This is a genomic window from Leptospira idonii (genome assembly GCF_004770995.1).
GTDB classification, from domain to species: Bacteria; Spirochaetota; Leptospiria; order Leptospirales; family Leptospiraceae; genus Leptospira_A; species Leptospira_A idonii.
On sequence record NZ_RQHW01000034.1, the window covers coordinates 13,580 to 39,877 of the forward strand.

34 protein-coding genes are annotated in these 26,298 nt (G+C 39.4%); 9 read left to right on the forward strand and 25 right to left on the reverse strand.

Annotated elements, in window-relative coordinates:
* The first annotated feature begins 31 nt into the window (after positions 1-31).
* Positions 32-340, forward strand: coding sequence for an Hpt domain-containing protein (locus EHS15_RS10270; protein ID WP_135760512.1), 309 nt, complete (start codon positions 32-34; stop codon positions 338-340).
* A gap of 20 nt (positions 341-360) precedes the next feature.
* On the opposite strand, the gene EHS15_RS10275 is transcribed toward EHS15_RS10270, so the two are convergent.
* The gene (locus tag EHS15_RS10275) at positions 361-1,770 is read right to left on the reverse strand and encodes a DUF6938 domain-containing protein (protein WP_135760513.1); all 1,410 of its coding nucleotides are present in this window, start codon (positions 1,768-1,770) and stop codon (positions 361-363) included.
* Between the two features lie 93 nt (positions 1,771-1,863).
* On the opposite strand from EHS15_RS10275, the gene EHS15_RS10280 reads away from it, so the two are divergent.
* From EHS15_RS10280 to EHS15_RS10295, 4 genes are all read left to right on the forward strand, one after another.
* Complete coding sequence (locus EHS15_RS10280; protein ID WP_135760482.1) at positions 1,864-3,045, forward strand: acetyl-CoA C-acetyltransferase; 1,182 nt, start codon at positions 1,864-1,866, stop codon at positions 3,043-3,045.
* A 9-nt stretch (positions 3,046-3,054) separates the two neighbouring features.
* Positions 3,055-4,665: a class I SAM-dependent methyltransferase gene (locus tag EHS15_RS10285; protein WP_135760483.1), complete on the forward strand. Its 1,611-nt coding sequence runs from the start codon at positions 3,055-3,057 to the stop codon at positions 4,663-4,665.
* Between the two features lie 66 nt (positions 4,666-4,731).
* Positions 4,732-5,031: a nucleotidyltransferase family protein gene (locus EHS15_RS10290; RefSeq protein ID WP_135760484.1), complete on the forward strand. Its 300-nt coding sequence runs from the start codon at positions 4,732-4,734 to the stop codon at positions 5,029-5,031.
* The gene (locus tag EHS15_RS10295) at positions 5,024-5,392 is read left to right on the forward strand and encodes a HepT-like ribonuclease domain-containing protein (RefSeq protein ID WP_135760485.1); all 369 of its coding nucleotides are present in this window, start codon (positions 5,024-5,026) and stop codon (positions 5,390-5,392) included. Before EHS15_RS10290 ends, EHS15_RS10295 begins: the two co-directional genes overlap by 8 nt.
* Positions 5,393-5,431: 39 nt before the next feature.
* Here the strand turns inward: EHS15_RS10295 and EHS15_RS10300 are convergent, their stop codons facing one another.
* The 10 genes from EHS15_RS10300 to EHS15_RS10345 all read right to left on the reverse strand — a co-directional run bounded on the left by EHS15_RS10300 (position 5,432) and on the right by EHS15_RS10345 (position 13,895).
* Entirely contained in the window at positions 5,432-6,115 is a 684-nt protein-coding gene (locus EHS15_RS10300) for a DJ-1/PfpI family protein (RefSeq protein WP_135760486.1), read from the reverse strand.
* 18 nt (positions 6,116-6,133) lie between these two features.
* Positions 6,134-6,676 carry an RBBP9/YdeN family alpha/beta hydrolase gene (locus tag EHS15_RS10305; RefSeq protein WP_135760487.1) on the reverse strand — a complete coding sequence of 181 codons (543 nt, stop codon included), beginning with the start codon at positions 6,674-6,676 and terminating at the stop codon, positions 6,134-6,136.
* 16 nt (positions 6,677-6,692) lie between these two features.
* Positions 6,693-7,262 (reverse strand): hypothetical protein, encoded by a 570-nt coding sequence (locus tag EHS15_RS10310; RefSeq protein ID WP_135760488.1) that lies wholly within the window; start codon positions 7,260-7,262, stop codon positions 6,693-6,695.
* A gap of 122 nt (positions 7,263-7,384) precedes the next feature.
* Positions 7,385-8,035 (reverse strand): HAD family hydrolase, encoded by a 651-nt coding sequence (locus EHS15_RS10315; protein WP_135760489.1) that lies wholly within the window; start codon positions 8,033-8,035, stop codon positions 7,385-7,387.
* A gap of 53 nt (positions 8,036-8,088) precedes the next feature.
* Positions 8,089-9,225, reverse strand: a complete 1,137-nt coding sequence (locus EHS15_RS10320) for an SH3 domain-containing protein (RefSeq protein WP_135760490.1) — start codon at positions 9,223-9,225, stop codon at positions 8,089-8,091.
* 3 nt (positions 9,226-9,228) lie between these two features.
* Positions 9,229-10,782, reverse strand: a complete 1,554-nt coding sequence (locus tag EHS15_RS10325; RefSeq protein ID WP_135760491.1) for an NAD(P)/FAD-dependent oxidoreductase — start codon at positions 10,780-10,782, stop codon at positions 9,229-9,231.
* A gap of 16 nt (positions 10,783-10,798) precedes the next feature.
* Positions 10,799-11,392 (reverse strand): rhomboid family intramembrane serine protease, encoded by a 594-nt coding sequence (locus EHS15_RS10330; protein ID WP_167884206.1) that lies wholly within the window; start codon positions 11,390-11,392, stop codon positions 10,799-10,801.
* Positions 11,393-11,527: 135 nt separating this feature from the next.
* Complete coding sequence (locus tag EHS15_RS10335) at positions 11,528-12,073, reverse strand: SRPBCC family protein (protein ID WP_135760493.1); 546 nt, start codon at positions 12,071-12,073, stop codon at positions 11,528-11,530.
* Between the two features lie 227 nt (positions 12,074-12,300).
* Positions 12,301-12,708 (reverse strand): DoxX family protein, encoded by a 408-nt coding sequence (locus tag EHS15_RS10340; protein WP_135760494.1) that lies wholly within the window; start codon positions 12,706-12,708, stop codon positions 12,301-12,303.
* 65 nt (positions 12,709-12,773) lie between these two features.
* Entirely contained in the window at positions 12,774-13,895 is a 1,122-nt protein-coding gene (locus tag EHS15_RS10345; RefSeq protein ID WP_135760495.1) for a hypothetical protein, read from the reverse strand.
* Positions 13,896-14,076: 181 nt separating this feature from the next.
* Between EHS15_RS10345 and EHS15_RS10350 the strand changes: the two genes are divergently transcribed.
* On the forward strand, positions 14,077-14,616 hold the full coding sequence (locus tag EHS15_RS10350) for an SRPBCC family protein (RefSeq protein WP_135760496.1): 540 nt from the start codon (positions 14,077-14,079) through the stop codon (positions 14,614-14,616).
* A gap of 39 nt (positions 14,617-14,655) precedes the next feature.
* Here EHS15_RS10350 and EHS15_RS10355 read toward each other — a convergent pair whose 3' ends face one another.
* The 12 genes from EHS15_RS10355 to EHS15_RS10405 form a co-directional block, all read right to left on the reverse strand.
* Positions 14,656-15,066: a transcriptional regulator gene (locus tag EHS15_RS10355; RefSeq protein ID WP_135760497.1), complete on the reverse strand. Its 411-nt coding sequence runs from the start codon at positions 15,064-15,066 to the stop codon at positions 14,656-14,658.
* Between the two features lie 113 nt (positions 15,067-15,179).
* On the reverse strand, positions 15,180-15,818 hold the full coding sequence (locus EHS15_RS10360) for a hypothetical protein (RefSeq protein WP_135760498.1): 639 nt from the start codon (positions 15,816-15,818) through the stop codon (positions 15,180-15,182).
* A 255-nt stretch (positions 15,819-16,073) separates the two neighbouring features.
* A complete protein-coding gene (locus tag EHS15_RS10365; RefSeq protein ID WP_210416333.1) occupies positions 16,074-16,688 on the reverse strand; it encodes a hypothetical protein in 615 nt (204 codons plus the stop codon).
* Positions 16,675-17,520, reverse strand: a complete 846-nt coding sequence (locus EHS15_RS10370; RefSeq protein ID WP_135760499.1) for a TrmH family RNA methyltransferase — start codon at positions 17,518-17,520, stop codon at positions 16,675-16,677. Before EHS15_RS10370 ends, EHS15_RS10365 begins: the two co-directional genes overlap by 14 nt.
* A gap of 10 nt (positions 17,521-17,530) precedes the next feature.
* Complete coding sequence (locus EHS15_RS19245; protein ID WP_210416334.1) at positions 17,531-17,875, reverse strand: hypothetical protein; 345 nt, start codon at positions 17,873-17,875, stop codon at positions 17,531-17,533.
* Positions 17,865-18,116, reverse strand: a complete 252-nt coding sequence (locus tag EHS15_RS19250; RefSeq protein WP_210416335.1) for a DNA methyltransferase — start codon at positions 18,114-18,116, stop codon at positions 17,865-17,867. The genes EHS15_RS19245 and EHS15_RS19250 overlap by 11 nt, the downstream gene beginning before the upstream one ends.
* Positions 18,117-18,530 carry a hypothetical protein gene (locus EHS15_RS10380; RefSeq protein ID WP_135760500.1) on the reverse strand — a complete coding sequence of 138 codons (414 nt, stop codon included), beginning with the start codon at positions 18,528-18,530 and terminating at the stop codon, positions 18,117-18,119.
* Between the two features lie 889 nt (positions 18,531-19,419).
* On the reverse strand, positions 19,420-19,779 hold the full coding sequence (locus EHS15_RS10385; protein ID WP_135760501.1) for a DUF2200 domain-containing protein: 360 nt from the start codon (positions 19,777-19,779) through the stop codon (positions 19,420-19,422).
* Positions 19,780-19,907: 128 nt separating this feature from the next.
* The gene (locus EHS15_RS10390; protein WP_135760502.1) at positions 19,908-20,267 is read right to left on the reverse strand and encodes a hypothetical protein; all 360 of its coding nucleotides are present in this window, start codon (positions 20,265-20,267) and stop codon (positions 19,908-19,910) included.
* 125 nt (positions 20,268-20,392) lie between these two features.
* Entirely contained in the window at positions 20,393-21,373 is a 981-nt protein-coding gene (locus EHS15_RS10395; RefSeq protein WP_135760503.1) for an N-6 DNA methylase, read from the reverse strand.
* Positions 21,374-21,396: 23 nt separating this feature from the next.
* Positions 21,397-22,518, reverse strand: a complete 1,122-nt coding sequence (locus EHS15_RS10400; RefSeq protein ID WP_135760504.1) for a hypothetical protein — start codon at positions 22,516-22,518, stop codon at positions 21,397-21,399.
* Positions 22,519-22,592: 74 nt separating this feature from the next.
* Positions 22,593-22,979 (reverse strand): hypothetical protein, encoded by a 387-nt coding sequence (locus tag EHS15_RS10405; protein ID WP_135760505.1) that lies wholly within the window; start codon positions 22,977-22,979, stop codon positions 22,593-22,595.
* 390 nt (positions 22,980-23,369) lie between these two features.
* Here EHS15_RS10405 and EHS15_RS10410 point away from each other — a divergent pair, with 390 nt between their 5' ends.
* Together EHS15_RS10410 and EHS15_RS10415 are read left to right on the forward strand one after the other, a co-directional pair.
* Positions 23,370-23,699 (forward strand): ArsR/SmtB family transcription factor, encoded by a 330-nt coding sequence (locus EHS15_RS10410; protein WP_135760506.1) that lies wholly within the window; start codon positions 23,370-23,372, stop codon positions 23,697-23,699.
* Positions 23,686-24,168 carry an SRPBCC domain-containing protein gene (locus EHS15_RS10415; protein ID WP_135760507.1) on the forward strand — a complete coding sequence of 161 codons (483 nt, stop codon included), beginning with the start codon at positions 23,686-23,688 and terminating at the stop codon, positions 24,166-24,168. Before EHS15_RS10410 ends, EHS15_RS10415 begins: the two co-directional genes overlap by 14 nt.
* Before the next feature lie 55 nt (positions 24,169-24,223).
* On the opposite strand, the gene EHS15_RS10420 is transcribed toward EHS15_RS10415, so the two are convergent.
* Positions 24,224-25,072, reverse strand: a complete 849-nt coding sequence (locus EHS15_RS10420; RefSeq protein ID WP_135760508.1) for a GIY-YIG nuclease family protein — start codon at positions 25,070-25,072, stop codon at positions 24,224-24,226.
* A gap of 125 nt (positions 25,073-25,197) precedes the next feature.
* Positions 25,198-25,959: a hypothetical protein gene (locus EHS15_RS10425; protein WP_135760509.1), complete on the reverse strand. Its 762-nt coding sequence runs from the start codon at positions 25,957-25,959 to the stop codon at positions 25,198-25,200.
* Between the two features lie 36 nt (positions 25,960-25,995).
* Here EHS15_RS10425 and EHS15_RS10430 point away from each other — a divergent pair.
* Positions 25,996-26,298, forward strand: a 303-nt coding sequence (locus EHS15_RS10430; RefSeq protein WP_167884207.1) for a transposase, incomplete at its 3' end; no start/stop codon positions are given.

Below are 26,298 nucleotides of genomic sequence, written 5' to 3' on the forward strand. Positions count from 1 at the left end.
AGATTGGTCCAGAATAGAGTCTTTAGTCGATATGAATGATCCAGACGACCAAGCTTGGTTGAAGGATATGATCATTTCCCTTTTGGAAAACATGACGGTTCGCATCCAAAACCTGAACCGATTTATGCAGACCAAAGAACCGAAAGACTTACAGGCAGAGCTTCACCAAATTAAGGGAGTGGCCGCCAATTTCGGACTGGCAGCTCTTTCCAAAGTAGTGATCGAGGCGGAAGCTAAGGCGAAGGAAGGAGACATAGAAGGTGCCATCGTTATTTCCGGGCAAGTTCCTTCCGTTTGGGAAGTCACTCGCAAGGAATTAGAAGTCAAATTCGGAAGCTGAAAGTAGGTTCGAATTTCGAATCACCTCAGCCAATTTTCCGCCATTTCAACGGCCGCTTTACTTCCGTTATAAACGGACTCGATCGAGTTTTTAATCACTCTTTCGTTCATCCTCAAGAGCAAATCGTCGGAATGTGTGAAGATCTCTATCAGGTCTTTTGCATGTTCCGGTTCTCTGCATTCCACCGTTCCTTCTCCCAATTCCAAAGATCTATGAACCGATGCGGCCTCATGATCTCCCACTCTTCTGATAAAAAGTTTGGGAATGGGGAAAAATGCCAGTTCGGAAGGTTTCGTAACTAAAACGTCCGCTATACGGATGAGTTTGTCCGTTGCGGAGAAAGCTTCCGTATGGCTCGGAAAATGGAACAGAACTACTGGAGGAGCTTTTTCGTTATCATCGTCTTCCCGTAAGGGATGACGGGAAATAAATTGTTTTAGATCCTCCCAGGTTAATACGGACTTATAGGGAATCTTTTGGGCATTTAAAAATTCTTCCAAAGAATTCAGAACCTTAATATGATCTCCCGTATTGATCCAAAAAAAATATTTTTTTAGATTCAATCTTTCTTTGGAAAGGCGGATCAGTTCTTTGACGTATCCTTTCTGTGCTCCTGCTCCTCCGATGGGAATCAGGAACCTTCTCTTTTTCTTCGTATCGATCCGCCTAACTCTGTTTTCACTGTCAGTGATTGCGTTTTTGGCGATGTCTTCCGACACCCAATGTCCCGCTACGGATAGATTTTCCTTAGGAACTCCCATCTCGTGAAACTTCATATAAGAAGAAGGGCTTTGCACCAGGTTCATCGCACCGGGAACAAGAAGATAATACTGAGGGTGATTGTCACAAATCAAATGAATCACATTTTTAAAACCTGCCGCTACCGCCATCTGTCCGTTGAGAGGATAGGTTGTGATGATAGGATTGTCTTTGGGAAGATGGGAAATCAAATTTCGGTATAGATCCGCCAATTGACAAGATAACTCAAGTGAGGTGATATTTCCTTGCGCCATCAACTGCCCCCAAGCCCATTCGACGGCACCGCCTATGTCCGCAGACAAACGGCTGAAATAACTGTAAGAATTGTCTATATCTGCGATGGCTTTGGATTCGTTGGAATCGATTGCCAGGATGTCGTGCAGATAGGTGGGGATTTTTTTGGAAAGCGAATGGGTGTAAACCGACATCGCCATTCTGTGATGGCCGTAACCCATTCGTATGGAACCCACAATGATTCCTTTTCCTACGGTTCCGGTAGCTTTGTCGTCGATGAGACCGAGGCCAGGGTAAATGGGAGAAGGTTCGAAGCCCAAGGGTACGGTTACTCCGCAATGAATGGAATATTTTTTTTGCAGAAAACCTCGGATGAGGCCGGCTGTTTGTTTGGATAAAAAACCTGTTTTTAGGCCGAAGAGAGGTTCTCGATTCATGCAGGGAATAATGATATAGGCGGAAGAGTCTCCTTTCAAGTGAATTTTGAATTCTTAGCTGACAGGAGGTCAAATTTCTGTCTTTCTGGTTCCATGGAACAAGTTTGTATCGTTGGCGGTATCAGAACCGCATTTGGCAATTTTGGCGGTTCATTGAAAGATTTCAGTGCTGTGGATTTGGGAGTGGAAGTTTCCAAAGCGGCATTACAAAGAACAGGAATCGACCCCTCTCTCATCGAAGAATCTATTTTTGGAAACGTAATTCCTACAGGGAAAGACGGAATTTATCTGGCAAGACACATCGGCTTGAAATCGGGTGTACCTATTTCCGCACCGGCACTCACCTTGAACAGGTTATGTGGATCCGGAATGGAATCCGTCATCCAGGCAGCCAAAAAAGTATTATTAGGCGAAGCTCACACGGTTCTTGCCGGAGGAGTCGAATCTATGAGTAACGCTCCTTATGTGGTGCGAAATGCAAGATTCGGAGTTCGTTACGGCAACAGTGAATTCGAAGATTCTTTGGCGCAAGGTTTGACGGACATTTACGTGGAACTTCCTATGGGGATGACTGCGGAAAATCTTTCCGACCAGTATAAAATTTCCAGAGAAGAACAAGACGAATGGGCTTCCGTTTCTCAAGAAAGAGCCGAAGCGGCAACAAACAACGGTACATTGAAAGACGAAATTTTACCGATCACAGTCGGAGGAAAAAATCCTGTCGTTTTCGAGAAAGATGAATTCGTAAAAGGAAAAGCAAACTCCGGCAAACTGGCAGGATTAAAACCTGCTTTCAAAAAAGACGGAACTGTGACAGCAGGAAACGCATCCGGAATCAACGACGGAGCATCCGCTCTCATCGTCGCTTCTCTTAGCCAAGCTAAAAAACTAGGAAAAGAACCTTTGGCTCTTGTGAAAGGATGGGGACATGCAGGATGTGATCCTGCGAAGATGGGAATCGGTCCTGCAGTTGCCATTCCTCTCGCCTTACAAAAAGCAGGTTTGACTTTGAAAGATGTAGGCCTCGTAGAAGTGAACGAAGCGTTCGCAGCTCAATACTTGGCAGTTCAAAAAGAACTCGGTTTGGATCCTAAAATCACGAACGTAAACGGTGGAGCTATCGCTATCGGACATCCGCTCGGTGCTTCCGGAAACAGAGTGACTTTGACTTTGGCTTTGGAAATGAGAAGAAGAGGAGTGAAGTACGGAGTAGCATCCCTTTGTATCGGCGGCGGGCAAGGAATCGCAATCGTTCTGGAAAACCCAAAAGCTTAGAACATTAAAATGTACTTATTGTTCCCCGGAAGACACCATCTACTTACAAGATTCCAACATGAATATCTTTCCATGTTAGGAAAAGAGGGTCTTTGGGGAGCAATAGATGTGGCCGGTAAATCCTTGGAAAAAGCCGGCCGTATCAAAGGGGTGATCTTTGCGGTCACTTCCGCAAATCACAACTCCACCCGCAGAAATCCATTGCCTCTCTATCAGAGAGCCATGATGATTCAGGATTTTTCCTCCGATCTGGGGTATCCTTCTTATGTGGTGCCTATTGACGATATAGGTTTATCCGACCATTTTGCGGAATATACGATTAAAAAAATAGAAGCTGAGACGGACGGAAAACTCCAACTCACACCGAACAATGCGGTTGTACTTTGTTCGACTCCCGTCATGCACTTATATCAAAACCTGGGATATTCCATTTTACCTGTGGAAAGGATTCCCGGAACCAAAGAATCTTTTGTCACCAAACAACCTTGGCAGATCTTAGAATCCATCGCTGTTGATAAACGACTCCCGAAAGACCAAGAAGATTACGTTCGTTATGTGCATCCTGCCAGCAAACGTCTTTGGGAAGAATACGGAATCGTCGAAAAGGTAAAGGTTTTGTTCGCTGACTCAGTTGTAGGAGACGACGGAGATCTTACCGAATCCAGAGATTATAATACTTATGTCCGTGAAATGGACGAGATCGCCGAATTAAAGTTTAACGAAACTAAGGATTATATTCGTCCGGGACGGATCGGGGATATAGGATGCGCCGTAGGTTCTTGGATCAAACTTGCGACTGAACAACCTAATTTAATTGAGAGTGATTTTTACGGCGTAGAAATCGCAAGAAAACTCTACGATATTTGCCACCAAAGAAAGGAAAACGGAGACTTTTCCAATACCAATGTTTTTTTTCTAAGGAAAAATGCGGTCACCGGTTTGGTTTTCCCGAAAGGATCCATGAAGACCATCCACACTTCTTCGTTGACACATGAAATAGAATCTTACGGGGATAGAGAAAAACTTTTATCTTTTATTTCCAATCGTTACGAGGAACTCGCTCACGGAGGAGTTTGGATCAATCGAGACGTAGTAGGCCCGGAAGATAAAGATAAAATCGTATATCTTTGGTTAAATGAAGAAGACGGAAACAACGATACTTCCGTGAAAACATTCTCCTCCAAACAGGAAAAAAAGAATCATCTGGATTCGATTTCCACATACGCTCGTTTCTTTTATTTTCAAAAAGAATTTAGAAAGGAACAAAACTATCGTTTGGATTATGAGATTCGAAGCTTGGAAGGTAAAAACTTTCTAGTGATGTCCCTGCAGAATGTTTGCGAATTTCTTTCTAAGAAAGATTACACGGACAACTGGGACAGCGAGATGCACGAATCTTTCTGTTTTTGGTCTTTCGAAGATTGGAAAACGGAAATGAAACGAAGCGGATTCACTTTGTCTTCCTCCTCTCGTGCTTATTCCAATCCTTGGATTGTAGAGAATCGATTTTTAGGAAAGGCAGCCCTTTACGAAACTTCTTCTTCTTTTCCGAAAGGGATTTCTGACTTACAACTTCTTTCTTGGCCAGTGACTCATATGCTGCTGGTCGCGGCGAAATAAGTAAAACTATCGGGTTATACAACTTCCTATTATTGACTTTTCGGATAGATTTCAGATAATTAAGTTATGAAGGTCGAATCAAAGCAAGAACTGATTCAGGAGCTCTCCAAAATCAAACCTATACTTAATAGTGATTTTGGCGTTCTTCAAATTGGGATTTTCGGATCTTTTGCAAAAGACCAAGTCCATTCTAATAGCGATATTGATCTTCTTGTTGAGCTGAAAGATCCTGACTTCGATTCTTTTGCCGGCTTACAAATTTTCTTAGAAAAACTCTTAGAAAGAAACGTTGATTTAGTTAGAAAAAGAAGTCAGATTAGACCTTCTTTTCTTAACAGAATTCAAAAAGATCTTATTCATGTTTGAAGAAATAAAAGAGCGATTTGAATTCATACTCGAATCAATCCAGCTTATTGAAGCGAGGTTTCTTAAAATCAAGTTCCCTGACGATCTGGTGAATTCCGACGATGGAATTACTATTTTAGACTCTATCGCTATGAGATTACAAGCAATCGGAGATAACGTGAAGTCTATCTTTAAATTAGATAATCAATTCCTTGATAAATACCCGAACATTGATTGGGAAAAAATTATGAAAATGAGAGATGTGATTTCTCACCACTATGAAGGTTTGGATCACGAAATTATTTTCAACATCTGTAAGAGCAAGATTCCAGAATTAAAATCTTCTATTCTTTCAATCCTAAACCAGCTCAAAGAAGTATAACTACAATTTAGTGAATCTCCAAGAGATTCATATTACCTATTATCTACCTTTCTTTTTAATAAAAGCATCTAACAAAAGTTCTCTTTCTTTGCGGCTGCTTTCCGTATTTTGAACGATTTTATCCACCAAACCTTTGTCCGCAATACGAGGGTGTCCCGTGCGCATAGGAGGATTCGGATCGTATTCCAGCCAAAGTTCGATCTCTTTCGCTTTCTCTTCTCCTTCTATGATTTTGACGATCTCCAAACCGAAGTCGATCCCGGAAGTGATTCCTCCACCGGTCACTCTGTTGCCGTCCCAAACCACTCTTTCTTCCGTAGGAACTGCTCCCAATTTTCCTAAAAGGTCGATGGATCTCCAGTGACTGGTCGCTTTGTATCCGTTCAATAAACCGGCAGCGGCTAAAACCAAAGAGCCAGTACAAACGGCCGTTATATAATTCGCATTTTTCCCCAGTCTTTCTATTTCATTCAGAAAGTCTTCGTTTTCGATGACTGCATTGACACCGTAACCGCCAGGAATGAACAGAATGTCCACATTTTGAATTTCGGAAATCAACGATTCCGCTTCGATTTTCAGGCTGCCGTTGCAGACGATTGTTTTCGAGTCATAGGCAATCGTTTTGATTTCCCAATCTTTGATTTTGGTGAATACTTCATAAGGACCGACAAAGTCCAAAATAGTGACTTCGTCAAAGAGCAGCATACCTACAATCAGTTTCATTTGGTTACATTTCGAATCTTAGGATTTGATTTCCAATTCAAATTTTTTCAGTAAGTGCTGCCCTAGTTCCCAATATTCTAATTTGCTTTCGGAATTGATATGCCCTAATCTGCCTACGTTTCTGAAATCGGAGTCCCATAGATCGGCTAGGGATTCTGCTCTTTGGATCGGGACATAGGGATCGTCGGCGCTTGCAACGATCAAACTGGGAAAGGGGAGTTTGATTTTGGGAAAAGGAGAAAATCCCCTAGTGCTTTCCGGAGTGTGCGAGGGAGATTCCACATCGCTCGGAGAAACAAGAAAAGCTCCTTTGACGTTTGGGTTCTTATGGAGATTAGCCCAGTGAACCACAAGCGCGACTCCCAAACTATGAGCGATTAGAATCATCGGTTCTGAATTATTTTGAATCAGATTTTGCAGTTCGAAAATCCAATCCTCCAATTTCGGATTGTTCCAATCTTTTTGAATCACCCTTTCTGAACTTGGAAAAAGATTTTGCCAATATGATTGCCAATGTTCGGAACCGGAATCTCCCAATCCTGGAATGATGATGTATTTCATTATAGTAAAACTTAGATTAGTCGGAAATCAATTCCAGTTCGTTTGTAGTTTCGATTCCGGAAGCTTCAGACGAAAGATTACGCGCTAGAATATTCTTTTTCGGTTCGATGAGTTTGAATTCCAGATCTTGAAACTTGGATAAAATTTGTTTCAGTTTGATTTTTATTTTATAGAATTGATGTTCCGAATAGATCGCTTCGTATTCGGTCAGTCGAAAAGGATCATTGATTTGGTTTTTCGTTTCGGAAAGAGGTTTTTCCAAACAAGATAAGATCTTTTCCGTTTCCCTTTCGTTCAGTATTTTTAACTCGGAGATTTGAGATAGAAGTTCGAAAGATTCGAAACAGATAAATATCACATCTCCCTTTTGATAGACATTCGATTCTAAAAATTCAAGTATCTTCAAAAGTGCATGCATTTCCGCATTCTGAGGGGCAGTGAATTCGGATTGAATGGAGACAGTGAGGGGGTTTTTATTTTGATTATGAAATTGAACGACTCCCCCGATACAATTCTTCCCCAAGGACTTGTATCCCGGTTCCGGTAGAAGGTTTCCTTTGAATGTGATAATCAAATTACGTGACATTCTAATTCTCTAGGAGAAAAACATTCCCATTTTATAAAGGATAATGAATGTCGGTCAATAAATAATTGAGATTTTGTTGTAGCGGATTTTCCGGTTTCATTCCCCTTTCCTTAACAGAGGTTTTAGGGGAATAAATTTCCCAATTCACGAAAGGATGTGACAAAAGGGATATTCTTTTGGGAAAATTTTTCCGCAGCAGAAGGTTCATGAGCCATTCCTAAAAATTCCAATCCTGCTCCTTTGGAAGAAGTCTGATCATGGAGACTGTCTCCTATATAGATGATTTTTTCACGAGGGATTCCCATCTCTTTCGCCTTTTCGAGCAGAGGGGAAAAAACGTTCGGATCGGGTTTATGGACAGAAGTGTCATCCGAAGTTTGGATTGTGAAAAAACGATCTTTAGGGAAACCCAACAAGTCGATTTCCTTAAAAACCCTGATTTGGCTGGATGAGGTTAATATGCCTAACGGGTATTTATCGGTTAATCCGTTGATGAACTCTTCCGCTCCCGGATAGGGTAAATTTTTATCCTGAGAACAGTAATTGTTGTATTTTTCCCAAAGAGAGGCGACATCTTTCGCATAATCGCCGTAAATTTTCAAAAGAAATTCTTCTCCTGGAAGTCCCCATGCGTTTTGTATTTCCAGATCGCTGAGAGTGAAGTGATACTCTTCCTTTGCGAGTCTCTTCAGTGTGATGGAACGTATTTCTTTTGTTTGTACTATGGTATCGTCATAGTCGAAAACGATTGCTTTGATTTCGGAAAAGTTCATTTATTGATTCTCAATATTTTATTAACGTCGGTTGATTCGTTGACTCTCTTCTGTCAAACACCTCCGCCGCTACCACTGTACAGAGGTAAGGCGAAATGTTCTTCCACTAGGATCAAACCGTAATACCACCATTCGTATCCGGAAAAGTGAACCCAAACTTCCAGTTTATCGTCCCCGTCGATATCCGTAATTGCCAGTAATCTGGCGCTGTCTTCTTCGGGAGAAGTGGATCTGTGAAGATATAAGTTTGTGATTTTACCGTTTGTTATTTTGTCGATGCGGAAGATACGATTGAAGTTTTCCATTACATCCGACTTGGTTTCGGATCTCATATCGGAAATCAGGATTTCAAAATTTTTAGCTTCGTTTTTCACCAGATAAAAATCACATTTATCTTTGCAGAAGGAAGCGGTGAGGAGAGGGATTTTCTTAGGATCTAATTTTTCCGTTTTATTTCTAAGATTGTTATCTGCGATTAAATCTTCTAAAAGTTTTTGTCCTATCTTTCTATCGATCTTTACTTGTTTGGCTTTTCCGTAACTTCCAACGGTTCTTCCTATAATCGCCTTCGGTTTTCCTGGAAATATATTTCTATTTCCTTTCACAAGATCTTCTTCGTAGGATTCGTGTTCGATTCCTTGAAAAGCGGCGTTCTCGAATATTCCTACAGTCTCCCCGTAGAACCCGTAAAGATTCAGTTTCTTTTTGGGAAATTTTTGAGGGTTGTAGTTTTCTTTGTTATGGAAATCGAGATTACTTTCCAAAACTCCTTCCGCAGAATAGCCGATGATGTAAAGTTCATCCTGGGATTTCGTCTCCGCAGAAACGATGTAAGATGGAGAATCGGATTTAATCATATTATACCCGATGTATTCGCTGAAGATATATCCTTGTTTGTTTTCGTTCGTTTCGATTTGGATCCAAAAACCTTTTTTCTCCGTTCCGTCTTTTTGTTTTACCGTTTCTTTCAAAGAACGATCACATGCGATGACTCGAACAGTTTCTCCTTTGGAAAGGGTCTGTAAAACCTCCCCTTTCAAAGAAGGAGTTTTCCTGACTCGAACTTGATCTCCTGAAATGGCATAAGGCGAATCACTTGCTTTTTTTGTTTCGGATAGAAGAAGTTCGGGAGAAAAGACAAACAAACAAATCAAAAGATTCGGAATGGAAAAAAGAAATTTCGGTTTCATATTTTAAGTTCTCCTGCTGCAAGCAATAGCACATTTCATTCCGTCGATCGCTGCGGAAACGATCCCTCCCGCATAACCGGCACCTTCCCCGCAAGGAAAAAGTCCCTGGATTTGGATATGTTCCAAAGTTTCCGGATCTCTCGGGATTTGCACGGGAGAAGAAGTTCTCGTCTCCGGTGCATGTAACACCGCTTCGTTGGTTAAGTAACCCGGTTTTGCTTTATCGAATTCCTTAAATCCCTTTCGAAGCGCTTTAAAAATGAAATCTGGCAAAACCGAATCCAGGTTTACCGAAGTGATTCCGGGAGAGTAGGATGTTTTGGGAAGATCGGAAGATATTTTTCCTTCTACAAAATCTAACATACGTTGTGCGGGTGCAGTTTGAGTTTTGCCGCCTGCGATCCAGGCTTTTTCTTCGATGGATCTCTGGAATTCCATAGCTGCCAAAGGACCGAATTTTGCGAAAGGGCGGAAGTCTTCTTCTCTGAGTTCCACTACGATCCCTGAATTTGCAGTTGCTCTGGCCCTTTGGGAAGAAGACCATCCGTTGGTGACGATCTCACCCGGTTTTGTTGCACAAGGAGCGATGACTCCTCCGGGGCACATGCAGAAAGAATAAACTCCTCTTCCGTCGACTTGTTTCACGATGCTGTATTCCGAAGGAGGAAGAAATTCGCTTCTGGTTTCGCAATTGTATTGGATCGAATCGATTAATGATTGTTTGTGTTCAATTCTAACTCCTACTGCCAGAGGTTTGAGTTCGATTTGAATTCCTTTCTTATGAAGCAATGTGAAAATATCTCGTGCAGAATGTCCGGTAGCTAAGATTAATTTTTTAGAGGAGAATTTGATTCCCGATTGAGTCACAGCCCCTTCGATTTTGTTGTCTCGAATCAGTAAATCTGTAACTCTTTGATGAAAATGGATTTCTCCTCCTTGTCTGAGGATGGTTTCTCTCATCTGACGGATGATATCCGGTAGTTTGTTCGTGCCGATATGAGGATGAGCTTCGACGAGGATCTCTTTGCTGGCGCCGAATCCTACAAGCAGTTCCAAAACCCGCCTAACACTACCTCTCTTCTTGGAACGGGTGTACAATTTACCGTCTGAATAAGTTCCCGCTCCACCTTCTCCGAAACAATAGTTCGAATCTTCGTTCACTTTGTGATGGACATTGATTCCTCGCAAATCCTCCACTCTGCTTTTGACGTCTTTCCCTCTTTCTAATACGATCGGTTTCAAACCTAGTTCGATCAATTGAAGGGCTGCGAACAAACCTGCGGGACCTGCGCCTACGATGATGACTTCTTCCGCGTGAGAAACATTCGGATAATCGGGAAGAGGTATCGGTGTTTCTACGAAATCTTCGTTTAAGAAAACCAAAACTTTCAGATTTACATAAACCGTTTTTTGGCGGGCATCAATAGATCGATGGATAATCTCCACATGACGAATGTCAGATGATTTTAGTTTCGAAGATTTGGAAACGTAAGATTTTAACGCTTCCTTTTGCCCTGCCACTTCCGGCAGGACTCTCAATTCAAGTTCTTTGATCATGAATGCAGAAGTTGGTTTAGCTGAAGCTTTCCATGATTCTTTCGTACAGTTGGGTGATCACGGAAGGATCATAAGCCACTGCAAATGCGATTCCGCAAATGGCACCCCATAGATGGGCATCGTGATTGATATTGTCGCTTATATTTTTGGAAGCGTAGGAACTGTAAAGAAGGTAGGCGACTGCGAAAATCGGACCTGGGATAGGAATGACGAAGAAAAATAGAATCGTAGTCGCAGGGTTGAATACGATGTAGCAAAATATAACGCCTGCTATTCCACCGGAGGCTCCTAAACTTTTATACAAAGGATTGTTCTTGTGTTTCCAAGCGGAATCCAAACTGCTGATGATGATGGTTCCCAAGTAAAACAATACGAAAGCGAGAGAACCGATGATTCCTTCCAAGGGAATTGCGAAAAAATAAAATGAGAGCATGTTGAAGATCAAGTGATTCAGATCCGCATGAAGAAAACCGCTGGTTAAAACGCGGTAAAAACTTTTGTCTTTGAACATCAAGTTGGGATAAAGAAGCAGTTTTTCCAACAGGTTTTGATTTTTGTATAAGGTGTAAAGACTGAGGCCGATCGTGAAAAAAAGGATAAGAACAGACATGGACATATACTTTTAGCTTTGTAAGGGATAGGAAATCGAACAAGGTCTTTTTGCGGCCCAGGCATACATTTTATCTTTTTTTACACGCCTTTTGTGAATGAAAAAGATGACCTTTTTGGGCTAGGGCCGGAAAGATTATTTTTCCAAAATGGATTTTAAACTGTTTAAGCTTTTATCCATATTATCTATAATTTTTTGCTGTTGGTCTAAACAAACATTCACGATAAAGCTGATCACATTCACAGGAAAAGGCATTTTATCCGCCATTCCCAAAACCACTTTAGTTTGTTTCTCTCCCACAGACTCCGTCGTGATATACGAATTAAAGCTAGCTTCGAAAGGTTTTTTAAAACGGATTTGAGTATCAAATCTTTCGTTTTCTTTAATATTCTTAATTTCTTCTTCTGCAGTCCCTACTTCTTCATGTTCACTTTCCCAAGAAGAAGTGAATCCGACCGTTCCATCCGTACCGGAGAAACTTTTTTTCATATTGGGATCGATCTGAGACCAAGCGTTCCATAGTTCATGATTTCTTAAGTATTTCAAATGGTTGAAAACGACCGGAACCGGTTGATTGATTACGATCTCTCTTTCCAATTTAAAATCCGAAGGTGCTATAAAGCTCAATACTGCAATCGCCAAAACGAAAGCTCCTAAAATTCCTAAAATGATTTTTTTCATACTGATCTCCTTATGAGTTTTTACTTTTATGGATCACACTCATCTTCTCGCAAAGAGTCGGGGCGCCTCGCATCTCTTTTGCTAGGTGAATTGTTTTCTTTCCCCGACCGGGCTATCCGCTCCAATAAAACGAAAACCGCTTCTCTTAAAACAACGGAACCGATTTCTCGCGATTTCGTTTTATTTCCGCTACTATCCCTGGCGCAGAGAATTTATTTTATCGTATTTTACTTGTTAGATTTCCAAGGAAACAAGGATCTTACTTCCGGGAAACGCAGATACAATCCGCCCCAAATCAAAATGCCTAAATAAGTGGGGAAAAGGATATGGCTGGCCCAAGGATTTCCGATACGAAGATGAGAAGCAACAGCTCCTCCCAAATACCCTGTCAGAAGAATCGCACCTAAAACGGAGGTTCTAGGAAAAGCATAAAGCAGGGTGCAAATGATCAGAGTGGTTCCTAGTCCAGGCATGATGCTCATAGGATAATCCAGTTGTGCTGCCGCTTCCAGAGCTTCGGGAGGCATGCTTGACAAAAAGAATTTTCCAATTCCGTCAAAGAGTAAAAAGGCGATAGAAAGACCACTGAAGACCCTTCCTGTCCATAAATAAGCTTTCGAAGTAGTTTGTCCCATATTCAGTTTCCTTTTTTTGTTTAGAATTAATGAAGCATTCTTTTGTTTCTTCTAACAAAATCAATCTAATCTTTTGCTGCGGAGGAAACAAACCGAAAGGTTTTGAGGATTTCTTTACCTTGGGAAAGGATTTTGGGAAGTTCGGAGCGGTTCGGGTTTTTTTCCTCGAAGTCGATGAAGAAAACGATCTCCGCCAATTTCGTTTTGTCTTCGTTCGTAACGTACGATATAAATTGTTTTCCGATTCTTCCCTTTTTTTTGAGATCGAATTGAAATAGAGTTAGGCGGCTATCTTCGGATAGAGTCGTTTCGTAATTCAAGTCTTTATGGATAAAATTACTTTTTGCCCCCTTCTCGGAAAGGGATCGGGAATGGAGATTTTGGATGGAATCGGGTTTGTCCGTTTTGATTTTAAGGATGAGTTGCGCCGAATGGGCATTTCCACCCAACTTAGAGATCCAAATATCCGTATTCGGCTCCATAGAAGGCATGGGAGATAAAAGCCAGGAACTAGGAGCTGCGATCGAAAAATTTTTATAACTAACTTCTTTTAGGTGACCGAAGTCGATGAAGGTAGGATACATCGTTTTCGCAACAGACTCTTTCGAATCTTTTTTTCCGAAAGAGGTGAGGTATGTAATATAACTTCCATTTGCCGATTTTGATTTTACCAGCCCCAAAAGAGGAACGGAAGGATGGATTGCATGAAAGAAAGATTCCTCTTTTTTGATCTCCTCGAATTCTTTTGCAGAATTAAGACCGCAGCAGAATGTTTCTTTGAGAGTGGTCGGATTGGTTCTCTGCCAAGGAAAATATTTTAGGCTGAGTAGATCGAAGATGCGGGAGGTCAGAGTTTTGAGTTCTGCATCCTGCATTTCTTTTCCTCTCAAAACTTTTGCTCCGACGGAATTGGCAGAAATTTCATTTTTCTCCGATGGGACAGGCACTTGGAATTTAAGAAGCGCATCTCTGTTTTTGGATCTGTAAACTACGTCCAAATTCCATAACTCCTCATCCTGCTTTTTGATTGCATGGAAAGATAGATTTTCCCAATCTCCTTCTTTCCATTCCGTATGATAACTGGAATATTCCCCTTCCTGCCATTGCAAATAACTTTGGGAAAACAAAGAGGCGTTATATGCACAAAACAAAATCAGATAAAGAATCGGCTTGATCGAAGGAAACATACTTATACTTTATCCCTTTTAAAAAACGGGAATCAATTCTTTTTCCCTTCGTTTTTTACGGGTTTGATTTTCAAAAAAACAATATTTTGTCTTCTCTCTTCATTTGATTCTGATTGACATAAAATGAAATTTTCATTATCAATGATTCCTTGTTTAAAAATAAGTTCTGCAGAGTGTTTCAATGAAAACATCCGTAAAAGTAATCCTGGGAATCGTAATTGCTCTCTTCTTATTCGTGATCGTTGCCAGAAAAACGAGTTCGACTGTAACTGTTAGTCGTACATTTCAAGCTCCTTCGGATCGAGTTTGGTTCGTTTGGACGGATACGGAGAGTATGAAGCAGTGGTGGAGTCCTAAAGATTTCACAGCTCCTGTCATCCAAAACGATTTTAAAGTCGGAGGAAAATTCCTTTTATCGATGAAGTCTCCCGACGGAGAGATGTTTTGGAATTCAGGAACTTATAAAGAAATTATCCCCGGCAAAAAGATCGTTTCCGTGATGTCCTTTTCTGATGAATCAGGAAAAATCATTCCCGGTTCCGAAGTAAAGGTTCCAGGAGATTGGCCTGATGAAATTCAAGCCACAGTGGAGTTTCAGGAAGTGGAAGGAAAAACATCCGTTTCAATCGAAGAAGTAGGAATTCCTTTGATTATGAAATTGATGGCGAAGATGGGATGGGAACAGCAATTCGATAAGTTGGAAGTTTTGCTGGCGAAGTGAAGTTGGCGCTTTAGAATTTTCTAATTTATGAATTAGGTTTTACGGGTGCAGTTTTACCATGCACCTAACATCCTTTTCATTTAAGTACCATTCGACACAATATCCGTTCGGATCCAAGTCGGGATGGGTCAGAAGTTTTCTAAAGGTTCTGTCGATGATGGGAACGTCTTTGACATAATTATCTATTTCTATGGAAATATAATTTCCTTTGGGAATGAACATAGATTCACATCCCAGTTTGGCAGCTTCTCCTTCTTCTAATTCCTCAGCGGCAGCTCTATATACGATTTCTCCTCCGTTTTCAGGGCGTGACACTCCGAAATAACGTCTTTCCTTGGAGGAGGAAACGAGAGAGTAAACTTTTCTATGAGCTTTCATGATGCCCGCAGGAAAGGAAGTTGCGGTCACATAAAGAATGGGAATGTCTTCCTCTAGAACGAATTTATCCATAACTGAACCCAAGTCCCAATTTTAGAATCATTGTTACATGATGTAAAGCTTGATTTTTTTCCGGTGTTCTTTTCTAAACTAACCGCAATCCGTAGGAGTTTAGTACAAAAGGATTATATGGCAATACCGAAACTGAGGGATAAAATGACAGAGGTATAATACCAGCCACTCCCTGTTTGGTAAACCTGGTTGATGAAAAAGTTTTCTTTGCTTTTTACATCGTAATAATCGAGGGAGGGGTCTGAAAAACGGTAGGAACGTTCGGTAATATTTGCATGGGTCGCAAACCGCAAATAAGGCTGTAGAACTTCCAAGCTGAAGATATATCCTGATTCGGTCTGGTGTTTGTATCCGATGGAAGGAATTACGATCACACCGGGTCGTGTGTCTATGTCTCCGGAAATAAAGGAATAATCTCCCGATGAGCGAACTCCATAACTTCTAAAGGAGCCACTAGAGGAGCTGATATATCCTCCCGCAGCACTTAAGAAAATCGGTAAATTTTCAAAAGGGAAATACCTCGTAAAAAGAAGAGCAGAATAGGACTGATTGTACAATTTAAAATGATCGTAACTCAGTCCTCGAAAAGAAAGATTGGGGTCTAGATAGTTTTTTTCCTGAGTCACATAACCGGGATTGGCTGTGATCGTTCCTCCGAACGAAAAAGATTTGGAAGCTGCGTATTCGACGGAAGCGGATAAGGAAGAGATAGGAAAAGCGGCTCCTACGGAAATAGAGAAAGGTTTTTGCATTCTTCTTTCACTTTGCGAAGTTGTTTGTGGAAAGACTTCGAAAGAAATAAATGTAAAGAAAAAAAAGAGAAATAGATGTTTATGTATGTTTAAATATTCTAATTTTTTGTTTTTTTTGATTGAAGAGAATGGAATTAAGATCATAAAAAGTCCGCAAAACTTATGTTTATTTTAAAATACTATTCCCATATATTCTTTTTCCGTGTCAATGAATCTTACGAAAATCGAATCCATCTTCGGATGTATTGAAATAGACTATTTATTTTGAGAGACAATCAGCCTTCTTGAGGCAATCAGAGCGATGAGCAGCAAACAAAAGAATATGATTGTCGCAGGAAAAAGCACTGTCGTTAAGGACAGTTTGTCCAAGGCGAGAATGGAAACGAAGTTTCGAACCGTAAATAGGGCGAAAAAACCGATATTTTCTTCGTAGGGAAATTCATACGATCTTCTGATCGTAGGCCCGAATCCTAAAACATCTATAGTCGTCAAACAAACGACAGCCCAAAGTGGATCGGAAGTGAAGAACCAAATAGGGATGGCAGCCAAAGCTCCGATTAGAAAAAACCAATCCATAAGTGAAATAGAGTGATCCGAATGTTTTCGATAAGCTAACAAGGCAACATAAATCGTAATAGAGCCGGAGACTCCTATCGGCCAAGCCCCTGGTCCTCCTTGAGAAACGATCTGAGCGAAAAACACTAAAAAGGTGGTGATTCCCCAGATGATCCAAGAGAATATATGAGGTTTCACTTCTCCTTTACGAATTTTTCCGATATAAGGAAAAAAAGCATACAAAGTCATTAGGATTGCTATGAGACTGAGAATATATTTGAAAAGAGAAGATGAGATCATACTAGAATGGAACAATAAAGCTGTTTCTGTAAATTTGTTTGGAAATTTCATACAAAAAAATAGAAGTAGCGCAAGCTACATTCAGTGAACTGGCAGCACCGTGGATAGGAATCTTAACCAAGGAATCGCACATACTTTTATAGTTTTGATTCAATCCGTAGGTTTCATTTCCGATCAAAAGCAAAAGCGGAGAGTTAAACTTAAATGTATCAATTGTATTTTCCGTTTTTACAGTCGTGCCTATGATTCGGATTTCACCTAATGTTTCTTTGGTTGTGTTCAACCATTGAGTTATATCGTTATGAGAACCTAGTCGTAAAACGTTGGTGGCAAAGAGAGTTCCTACGCTGGCTCTGATCGTTTTTGGATCGTATAGATCGACGGAATGACCGGTCATCAGAATCGCATCTACACCGAAAGCATTGCAGGATCGAATGATGGTTCCTAAGTTTCCCGGGCTGGAGGCTCGGTCTATAACAACGACGAATAAATCTTTTTTGATTTCGATTCGATTGATGTTATCTTCCTTCATTTCCACCAAAGCTAATAATTCGGAACTTTCTTCTTTATCGCTCAATTTGGAAAGGAGTGAGGCCGGCATTTCAATATGTTTTTTAGCGAGAGAGCGGTTTAAGATTTCTTTCGCCCAGTTGGAAAGTTTGGATTCTTCGGAATATAAAAAGGAATCGATCTTCCATCCGTATTCAATCGCAAGATTGATTGCGTTCACTCCTTCCACAAAAAATTTATTATGTTTCGATCGTTTGACTCGATTGCGTTTCAAAACGTCTGCATGTTGGAATTCATTGTTTTCGGAAAAGATACGAATTTTTTCTGTTTTTTGCATTTTGCCTGTGTTAGATTTGCAGATCCATTGACTGCAGGATTCGAATGTCGGAAGGGATTGTATACTCTTCGCTCAAATGAAGTCTTTGGGTTTGGATGATGATCTTCAAGGGAAAATTTTTTTCTGAAGAAGCTTTCTGTATTTTTTCAATACAGTCTTCCAATGTTTCCCTTTCCGATTGGATCTGAATCGGAACAGGAAATTGGCTGTGGTGTTTTTTGAGAAATCCGTCGATCCCCGAATTTCTATGCACAGGGATTGCATCTATAGATTGTAATATGGCGAGCTCTTTCGGAGTTTTTTCCATATAATTTTCCAAATCCAATTTGAGAAGATGAGAGTCTTTAAAGATCATCTCTTCCAAACGTTTGTAATACCAAACGATTTCGGTCGCAATGCAGGAAGACGTTTCCCGTATTTTTCAGAACTCGTTTGCATTCAAAAAGAGTCGCTTCTATGATCGATAGATAATCGGAGAGAGAATGTTTTTTCTGTGTGAAAAACGGGGGATCAAAGTATATTAAATTAATGCAATCGGATTCGATTTGTTTCAAAAGATCGTTGCAATCACCTAAATATACTTTATTGAATTGCATCTACCCTTTCTTTAAAGCTAATTTACCTGCAAGGTAACCCATCGGAATATAAGCTCCGATTACATCCAAAACATTGTACCAGAGAGGGGCAGGGAGCATAAAACAATTCGCAATCCCTCCTAACAAGAAGAGAATGGAAATTGCATAGGCAAATTTTGTTTTATGACTTGCGCTGATGAATGCTGCAGCTAGAGCTCCGAAAAAACTGCCGATAGCATGGGCTAAAAAAGGAAAGATAAAATGTCTAGGTTCGAATAAATGAATCGAGGCTTTCAGTCCTTCCATGGTGGTCACATCCGCTCCTTCGGGGGGAGGGATGATGTGGCCACTGACCATAATGATTCCCATATTTACGATACTTCCTAAAATGCTGCCAGCAACGATTGCTAGAATGTTCTTAATGATCGGTTTCATATAAAAGCCTCGGTTTTTATTTTAAAATTATAAAGTAACGCAAACTTTTTCTTTCATTCCTAAACATCTCATTTTGCTCATTAAAGAGATGTTTCTTTCCTTATGCAAAACATTTTTTGTTGGGGAAATCCGGCGTTAAATATTTCTCGATTGATCCAATTCATTTTTAACTTCTATGGGTAATCTCGAAAAACCGTATTTAAGTGCTTCGCAGAATTCGATTTCGGTAAAATCGAGAATAAAAAGCCTTACTGCCACGTATTTGTCGAATAGAGATAAATCAGGTCCTGCATACGTGTTATGTGCGGTAAAATTTGTATTTTCGGGTCAATATAAATAATTTATTGCTTTACATTATGAATTGAAAGATAGATCTAATTACTTAGATTAGTTTTATATTCTAATTTATGATTTTATTTCACATCACTCTTGTTTATCTGTTTTTATTTTTCTAAGGATTTTTTTCCATTCAATATGTACTTTATTAAAAATACCTGCTTTTTAATTTTAACCGTTTCTTTGGCTTCAATATTTTCATGCTATACTATTGAAAACTCTTCTCCCAGAGATAATTGCAAAGGCAATGAAGAGAAAGGAAAACAAAGTGATCGAGATTACTTTTGTTCTATGGCACGGCTATTTAATGATTCAAAAATTTACGATTTTATGCTGATTTCATGCATATACACCCAAATACAATTAAACAAGTGTGATAAAAAAACAACTTTGCCTATTGGCGATATAAAATAGTCGAAAATCCAATCTTATCGCAAACGGGAGCATGCGAGTGAGAACGAGCATAAAAGGGATATATACGATTGCTATGAGTGTACTTGCGAAAACAGCGATGGAAGTTTTTTCCGGGTTGGCATTGTGCAAAACTGCAAGGTCACACTGTTTTTTTCCGAAGTATTTTATCCATCGACTTTCCTTTTGCCAATTCATCGACCAGTTTATCGAGATAACGGATATTTCTCATCAATTCATCCTCGATTTCCTCAACTCGATAGCCGCAAATCATCCCTTTAATTAAAGTTACATTTTCATTGATCTGAGGTGCTTTATCAAAAAATTCTTCAAAGCTAACTTCTTTTTTTAGTTGCGCTTTAAAAGATTTATCATCATATCCAGTAAGCCAAAAAATGATTGTATCTACTTCTTTCTTAGTTCGTCCTTTTTTCTCCGCTTTTTGCAAATAGAATGGATAAACGCTGGCGAACGATGTAGTAAAAATTCTATGTTTCATCATTTATGTTATTTTGGGTGAGTTTTCGTAAATTCATAAAGGTTCTTCGGAAATCCGGTCGAAGTATCTTCCGTTAGACAAGACTCTCATAGTATTTTATAAATCTTTTTGCATTGAAAGTCTATGATTTTTCAAACATGTTTGATGAGATTTTTATTGAAATGATCGATCAATGTTTGGGAAGACTCGGATATCCGAATGAATTTGAAAATGATCTCATCTATTTGAGCGGTTATGTCTTTTAAGCTTTCGTTGTTTCTTTTCTTTTCGTATGCTTTTTTGCCTAACAAGGCAAGATTTGTTTTTATTTCCTCAGTAAATTCGATGACAGGAATCCGAGAAACATATCCGGACGTGATCATATTCGTTCTGATGAGTACGGATCGTACCATATAAGTACAAAAGCCAGAATTCAAATAACTTAAGAGCCACCAGATGTCATCTTTGTTTTCCGGAAATACATTTGCGTTCACTCCGAAAGAGGAACCCATCGGCAGATAGGCCGCAGAAAAAGGGATGCCGATAGAGGAACAAGTGATTCCTTCTCTACCTATATATTTCTTATTTCGGATGATAAAATTTTTAATCTCAGCACCTATCCTTACATAATCGGAAGTTAGGAAACAGTCAGGATCCGTATGGAATTTTCTGTTTCCCGGATTTTTATAGAAAGGAATGTCGAATGTTTCCGATCTATTTTTGGATAAGTAGAGAGAATCGTTGCCTGTGGAAATTCCTGTGACGCAGGGAAAAGTTCACCTAATCGTTTGTATTTGAAAAGGCTTCGAATTTCTTCCGGAACATCTACTACGATTTCAAAATGATCCTTTGGGTCTTGGAGGATGATTTCATTTACATCCGCTTCTTTGAATGAGTTTTGTCCTATTTTTTCGAAAAAGATCTTTTGATTCGCATCTCGATTATTAAGGATTACTTTCTTCTGATACTGAATTCCTTTTTGCAGGATCAAAATACAGGTTCTTACATCGGCATCTTGATCGGCAAACAAATCTGTCGGGCAGAGAAGAAGGTGATGAATCGAAAAATTTTCTAGGATATATTTCCTTAAACGGAAATGATAAAAAGAAGTGAGAAAAGAATCCATCGTGATCAATCCGATGATAGCTCCTTCTTTAGCAAGATCTAAAATGGAATATAAGAACATCGAATACATATTTAATGTTCCTATGCTTTGGAAATTTTTTTCTAAAGCAAGCTTGTGACTTTTTATATAATCGTCTTCGTGACAATTATAAGGAGGATTTGCGATATAAAAATCATAATCTAAATTTAGGTCTTCGACTGCGGTTTTATGATCGAGATAAAATCTTAAAAAATCGATTTCCCGAAAGTTAGAGAGGTATTCTGACTTATATCTATGAATGTCGAAGGAATTTGTATCGAAACCTTTTTTGACAAAGGCTTCAATCAATTCCTCTTTGCCTACACAAGGATCTAAAACTTTTTTTCCTTGCGGCAATAGGGATGTCATGTTCTCGAAAAGATAGTTTGCGATGGGTTTGGGCGTTGAGTAGTATCCTGTCCGGCGTCTGTCGAAACCATCGGAGGAAATTACAGTCTTCGCATGCCTACCCATACTCGCTCGAAATCAAAAAGGAATTAAATTTCTCCTCTCATTCTCAATTCAGAAATAAAAGGAAAGATGGCAGAGTTTACATGGGAGTGAAGAGGTAGTTTTTCATAACTTTGATATTTGGACGGCTCTGTCCAAATGATTCTTCCTGTTTTTACATCTACACAACGTACGGAAAAACCGAGTTCCATAGGTCGTGCATTCTGTGCAGGAACATATTTTAAGTCGGATACGATAATCACTCGATCTGCATTTAACATCGTACCGATTTTATTTCTGGAATTCTCCGTCAGACCGGTTTGAGAAAAAGTAATTTCTTCAAAGACTTTATGTAATTCTTTTCTCTCAACAAGCTTGAGCCCTCTTGCTACAAATGCAGCTTCCAACTCGGAATATAAGATAGGATACACTTCTGTTTCTGGCGGCTTTTCCGGTTGAAACGGTAAAAATGCGAATACACTTGGTTTTTCAACGGTGAACTTAGCGAGCAAAGCTTCATTGTTTTGTAAAGTATCATGCAAGTCGATCTCGAATTGTTGGAAGGCAACTCTCATGATTGCATATGTTCTTTCGTTTTGTGAATGATCGAATCGATTGCTGAACATAGGAAGGATCGGGCCGAGGACGAATGCGCCGGCCGTGAGAAACATCCTGTGATGTATCGGATATTTAAAGGATTTTAAGATTGTATTTGTTTTATCATCGAATAACTCAAATTCAACTCTTCCGTAGGTTCTTGTGATAGCCGGAAATAAACCTAAAGTGATGATGTTGGGGATTCGTGTAAGAACCGGATCTCTAACTTCTTCGATTGTGGAATAGATTCGAACTTTGATGTTCGCATCCGGGTTATGATTGAATAATTTGCTGGATCTGAAGTTGGAAATAATTTCTTCCGAATAATAACCTTCCACCAAGTTCGGATCTACTTTGATGTTTTGGCCTTTTTTTCTCAACTTTTCGAAGATGAAATTTTTTTCTCTGGTATCGAACTCGATCTTAATGGGCAAACTTCTCGCCTTGTCTCCGAAATTCAATGAAACTAGATTTTTAGCCCCGTAAAAATCTCCAGACACGTTTGCATGATGGAGGAAACAATTGAGTTGGAAAAAACCGGCAAGCAAGCAAGTGAGAAGGATCTTTTTCATTGTTTGAAATACTTCCGAAAAATTAGAAAACATCAATACTTTTATATAAGAGAACGGTATTTTATATCACAGGTTTAATCCGAGTTTAGTGCTGTTTTCAGTTCGAAAGCAGCCAGGGAAATAACGACGATCTTTTCGATGATAAAGTATGAAATACCCCAAATGGTGATTGTTCCGAAAAGGTGAAAAATTAAATAAATCGTCAGTAGGCAATATAGAAAATTGGCAGTTGCAATCATTCCCAGAAAGATTTTCCGACGGATTGGGTTTATAAAATAAATCGATAGAGAGTAACAAGAAAGAGCGATTGCAATCCATGCGAGCATGAATAAGAAATTTCTAGGGATACCGAAAAAGGTTTCCCATTGCGCTAACACTATTCCGAGCATAAATGCAGAAAAAAGAGCACCCAAGCCGTCTAGTAGAAATATATATTTAGGTTCTTTAATAAAAAAGTTCATTTGATGAATGTTTGTTTCTCCTTCTGTGGATTGTCTGAATCGATAGATTTTGCAATCCTTCTCGTACAGAGATTCTAACTTTACTTCCCAGTTATAAGATCCCGTTTCTAGATCACTCGTATCAAGGCTGCAAAAAATTTCCAGACAATTATGAATTCGTTTTTCTTTGTTTTTGTCATCTATCCCAGAGATTTCAGTTCGCTAAGGACAAAGACAGAGGTTCGCTTTTTCTACTTACGAATCTGAAATGAAATGTTGTTTTCTTTCAGGCTAAAAATCGGTTCGCCGGGATGGATCGGGAAGGTATTGAGGGAAAGTTTTTGCATGTGAGGCTTCGAAAAGTCTTAATTAGTTATTTACTTAATTAAGTATTTTGTTAAGTATGGGATTATGAATGCTTTCGCCGCTCTTGCAGATGAGACAAGAAGGGAAATTGTGAAATTAGTCGCAAAGAAAGGTGAGCTTACTGCGACGACGATTTGTAAGAATTTTAGAATGAGCCCGCCCGCTATTTCCCAGCATTTGAAGGTGCTGCAAGAGGCTAAGGTTTTACAGATGAGGAAGGATGCTCAGAGGCGTATTTACAGCCTGAACGATTCAGGGATGGATGAGATGGAGAATTGGTTGTTAGATGTCAAAAATCTTTGGAATCAGCGTTTGGATCGTTTGGAAAAATATGCGCTGAGAGTAAAAAAGGAGAGATCACATGATAGAAAATAAAACGGAAACCGTTATTGAAGAAAACACAGTAGTGTATAAAAGATACTTCGATATACCAATCGACCTTCTTTTTGAGCTGTGGTCTTCGGAAGAACACCTTACACAATGGTGGGGTCCGGATGGATTTACATTAACGAGTAAAAGTATGAATTTTTCGAACGGAGGAATTTGGGAGTTCATAATGCACGGCCCCGACGGACATGATTATAAAAACAAAATTCAATTCACCGATATTAAAAGACCGCATTACATTTGTTATAAACATCTTGGGGATGGAGAAGGGGATACGGATGTAAATTTTCAATCCAAAATTATATTCGAAGAAGCCGGAAAAGGAACGAACCTAATCATGGAACAGATTTTTCCGAATCGGGAAGAGCTGATTCGAGTGAATGAAAAATACGGTGCGATTGAGGGTGGTAAACAGCATATCGGGAATCTGGTTCGGTATGCTGAGGGAAGGGGGTAGGAGAGGAGCCGTCGAGCAAAAGGAAGTCCGGCGGCGTAGCGAGGTGTCTGGCCGGTCAAATTTGATCTTTGAGTTTAATTCCTTTTTCTGTTTTCCATTCTTCCGGTCCGGAAGATGAAGTTCCAACAATTACGCAGGATGCAGCGGACGGACTTGAAAATAACGTATCTTCAATAAATTCCAGTTTATCATCTTTGGGCACAATGATGTTTGTAGATATTAATTTTTCTCTTATTTCTTTATATGAACCAATAGAAGGTGTTGTGTCTTTCGCTGCAGTTGAACCTTTCAAAACAACGTAACCTTCATCTGTGATGATCATAGTCGCGTCTAGTCCTTTACGATTGATGTAATATTTCGTTGATTCATTAATTTTTTGAGTCGATGTTGTAGTTGTTGCGGGAATCAAAAGTTCAAAACCTAATAACGGAAGAATAGATTTGATTTGAGCAATGAATAAATCAACTAAGGCTTCATCAGCTTCCGATAAAGTTGATGCTGTCGGTGTATTGGAATTACCAATTTCAGAGCTTTTTGCATTGATTGCCACCTGATAAAGCTTCGATTCCATATTTTTTATGTGTGCTTTGGTTAGTTCACCAGAATTCGAGCTATAGATAGCGACGCATTCAGAAAAATCTTTGGATTCGTCTGAAAGATGAGTTTTTAATCTCTCAATTAATGGATCTGCCTCCCCAATATATACTCTTTCATTGAAGGTAGCAGAAGTTGGAAAAGATTTCAGAATATATACGCCAGGATTTTCATACTCCTGCCTACTTAGAAGATCTTTAAGTCTCGATCGTGGTGAATAAATTGCTCTTAAAGATGAGCCACCGACTTCGAGTGTTTTTGGTCCAGTTTCAGAATCATCGATCTGAAAAATTGTTATTTTTCTTCCCATTGCATATCTCTTAATTTATCTTTGATCATCACGGCTAACGCACTAGGCTTACCGAAGTTGGCATGCACGTTTCGAGTTTCGAAGCGGTAAGCAGTAGTTAAACGCCGTGTTCTTTTTGTTTGAACCTATACCAGCTTAACCATTTTTTCTTGAAAGAGCAATTTCATGCATTGTGAATCATTTTCTAAGTTTATCATCCACTCACAACCTTTTCTATCAGGTTCTTTTGAAACAATTGCTTTACACATTCTGCATAATTCTAAATTTTTAGATTCCAATAGTCCAAAATAAAGTGAATAATCTAGGATTTCTAACTTTTTTGGTGCAATGATCTCATAAACATCTAAAACTTGATGTTTTTTGGGGTCAACTTCTATCGTTAAAATCCCAAGGCCATTCTCTTTACAAAGATCGATAAAAGAATCAAATCTAGATTCATCATGGAATAATTTTTTATCGAACATCGGTATAATGATGTAAGTGTAATTGCTCGTGGATTTATAGCTAGTTGCTTGGCTAATAGCTTCAGAAATAGAAGATACTTTGTTTGTGGCTTTTAATTCAAAAGTAAAAATTTCGAGGTTCTCACCTTGAGGAGTCTTTTTCTTTGTATAACCGATGAAATCGTAATTTTGATACTTACCTCCCTTTCTTTCGGATTGTATATGATCCAATTCATCTAAAGTAAGGAGACTTTTGATTTTTTCTTGAATTTGATTACCAAGTTCAAGCTCATCTTGAGATTCATTTTTATTAAGGTAAATATATTCATTGATTGTTTTTGTGAATACAGAGCTTCGCCCTTGTTTAAATTTAAAGCCGTAGCTTCCTTTGCTAATCGATTTAAATCCTTCTTTAAAATCTGGACTTACCCCCTTGCAAACCACACAGTCAGCTAGCTCCTAAATAATAGGAGTAAAACTATGAATACTACTAGTAGTCGTGAACCGATCCATGTAATCACATCGGTTCAGCGAAGAAGACGATGGTCTTCTAAGGAAAAGGAAGCGATCGTAAGAGAAACATTGGAACCAGGAAATTCAGTTTCCCTGGTTGCAAGAAAGTATAATATAGCACCAAGTCAGCTCTTCCAATGGAGGCGTTTTATGGAAAACGGTGCTAGCAAAGGAATCGAAAACGAAGAAGAATTAGTTCCTCAATCTGAAGTTAAAAAACTCGAACAAAGAATCAAAAGTCTGGAACGCATGCTCGGTAGAAAGACGGAA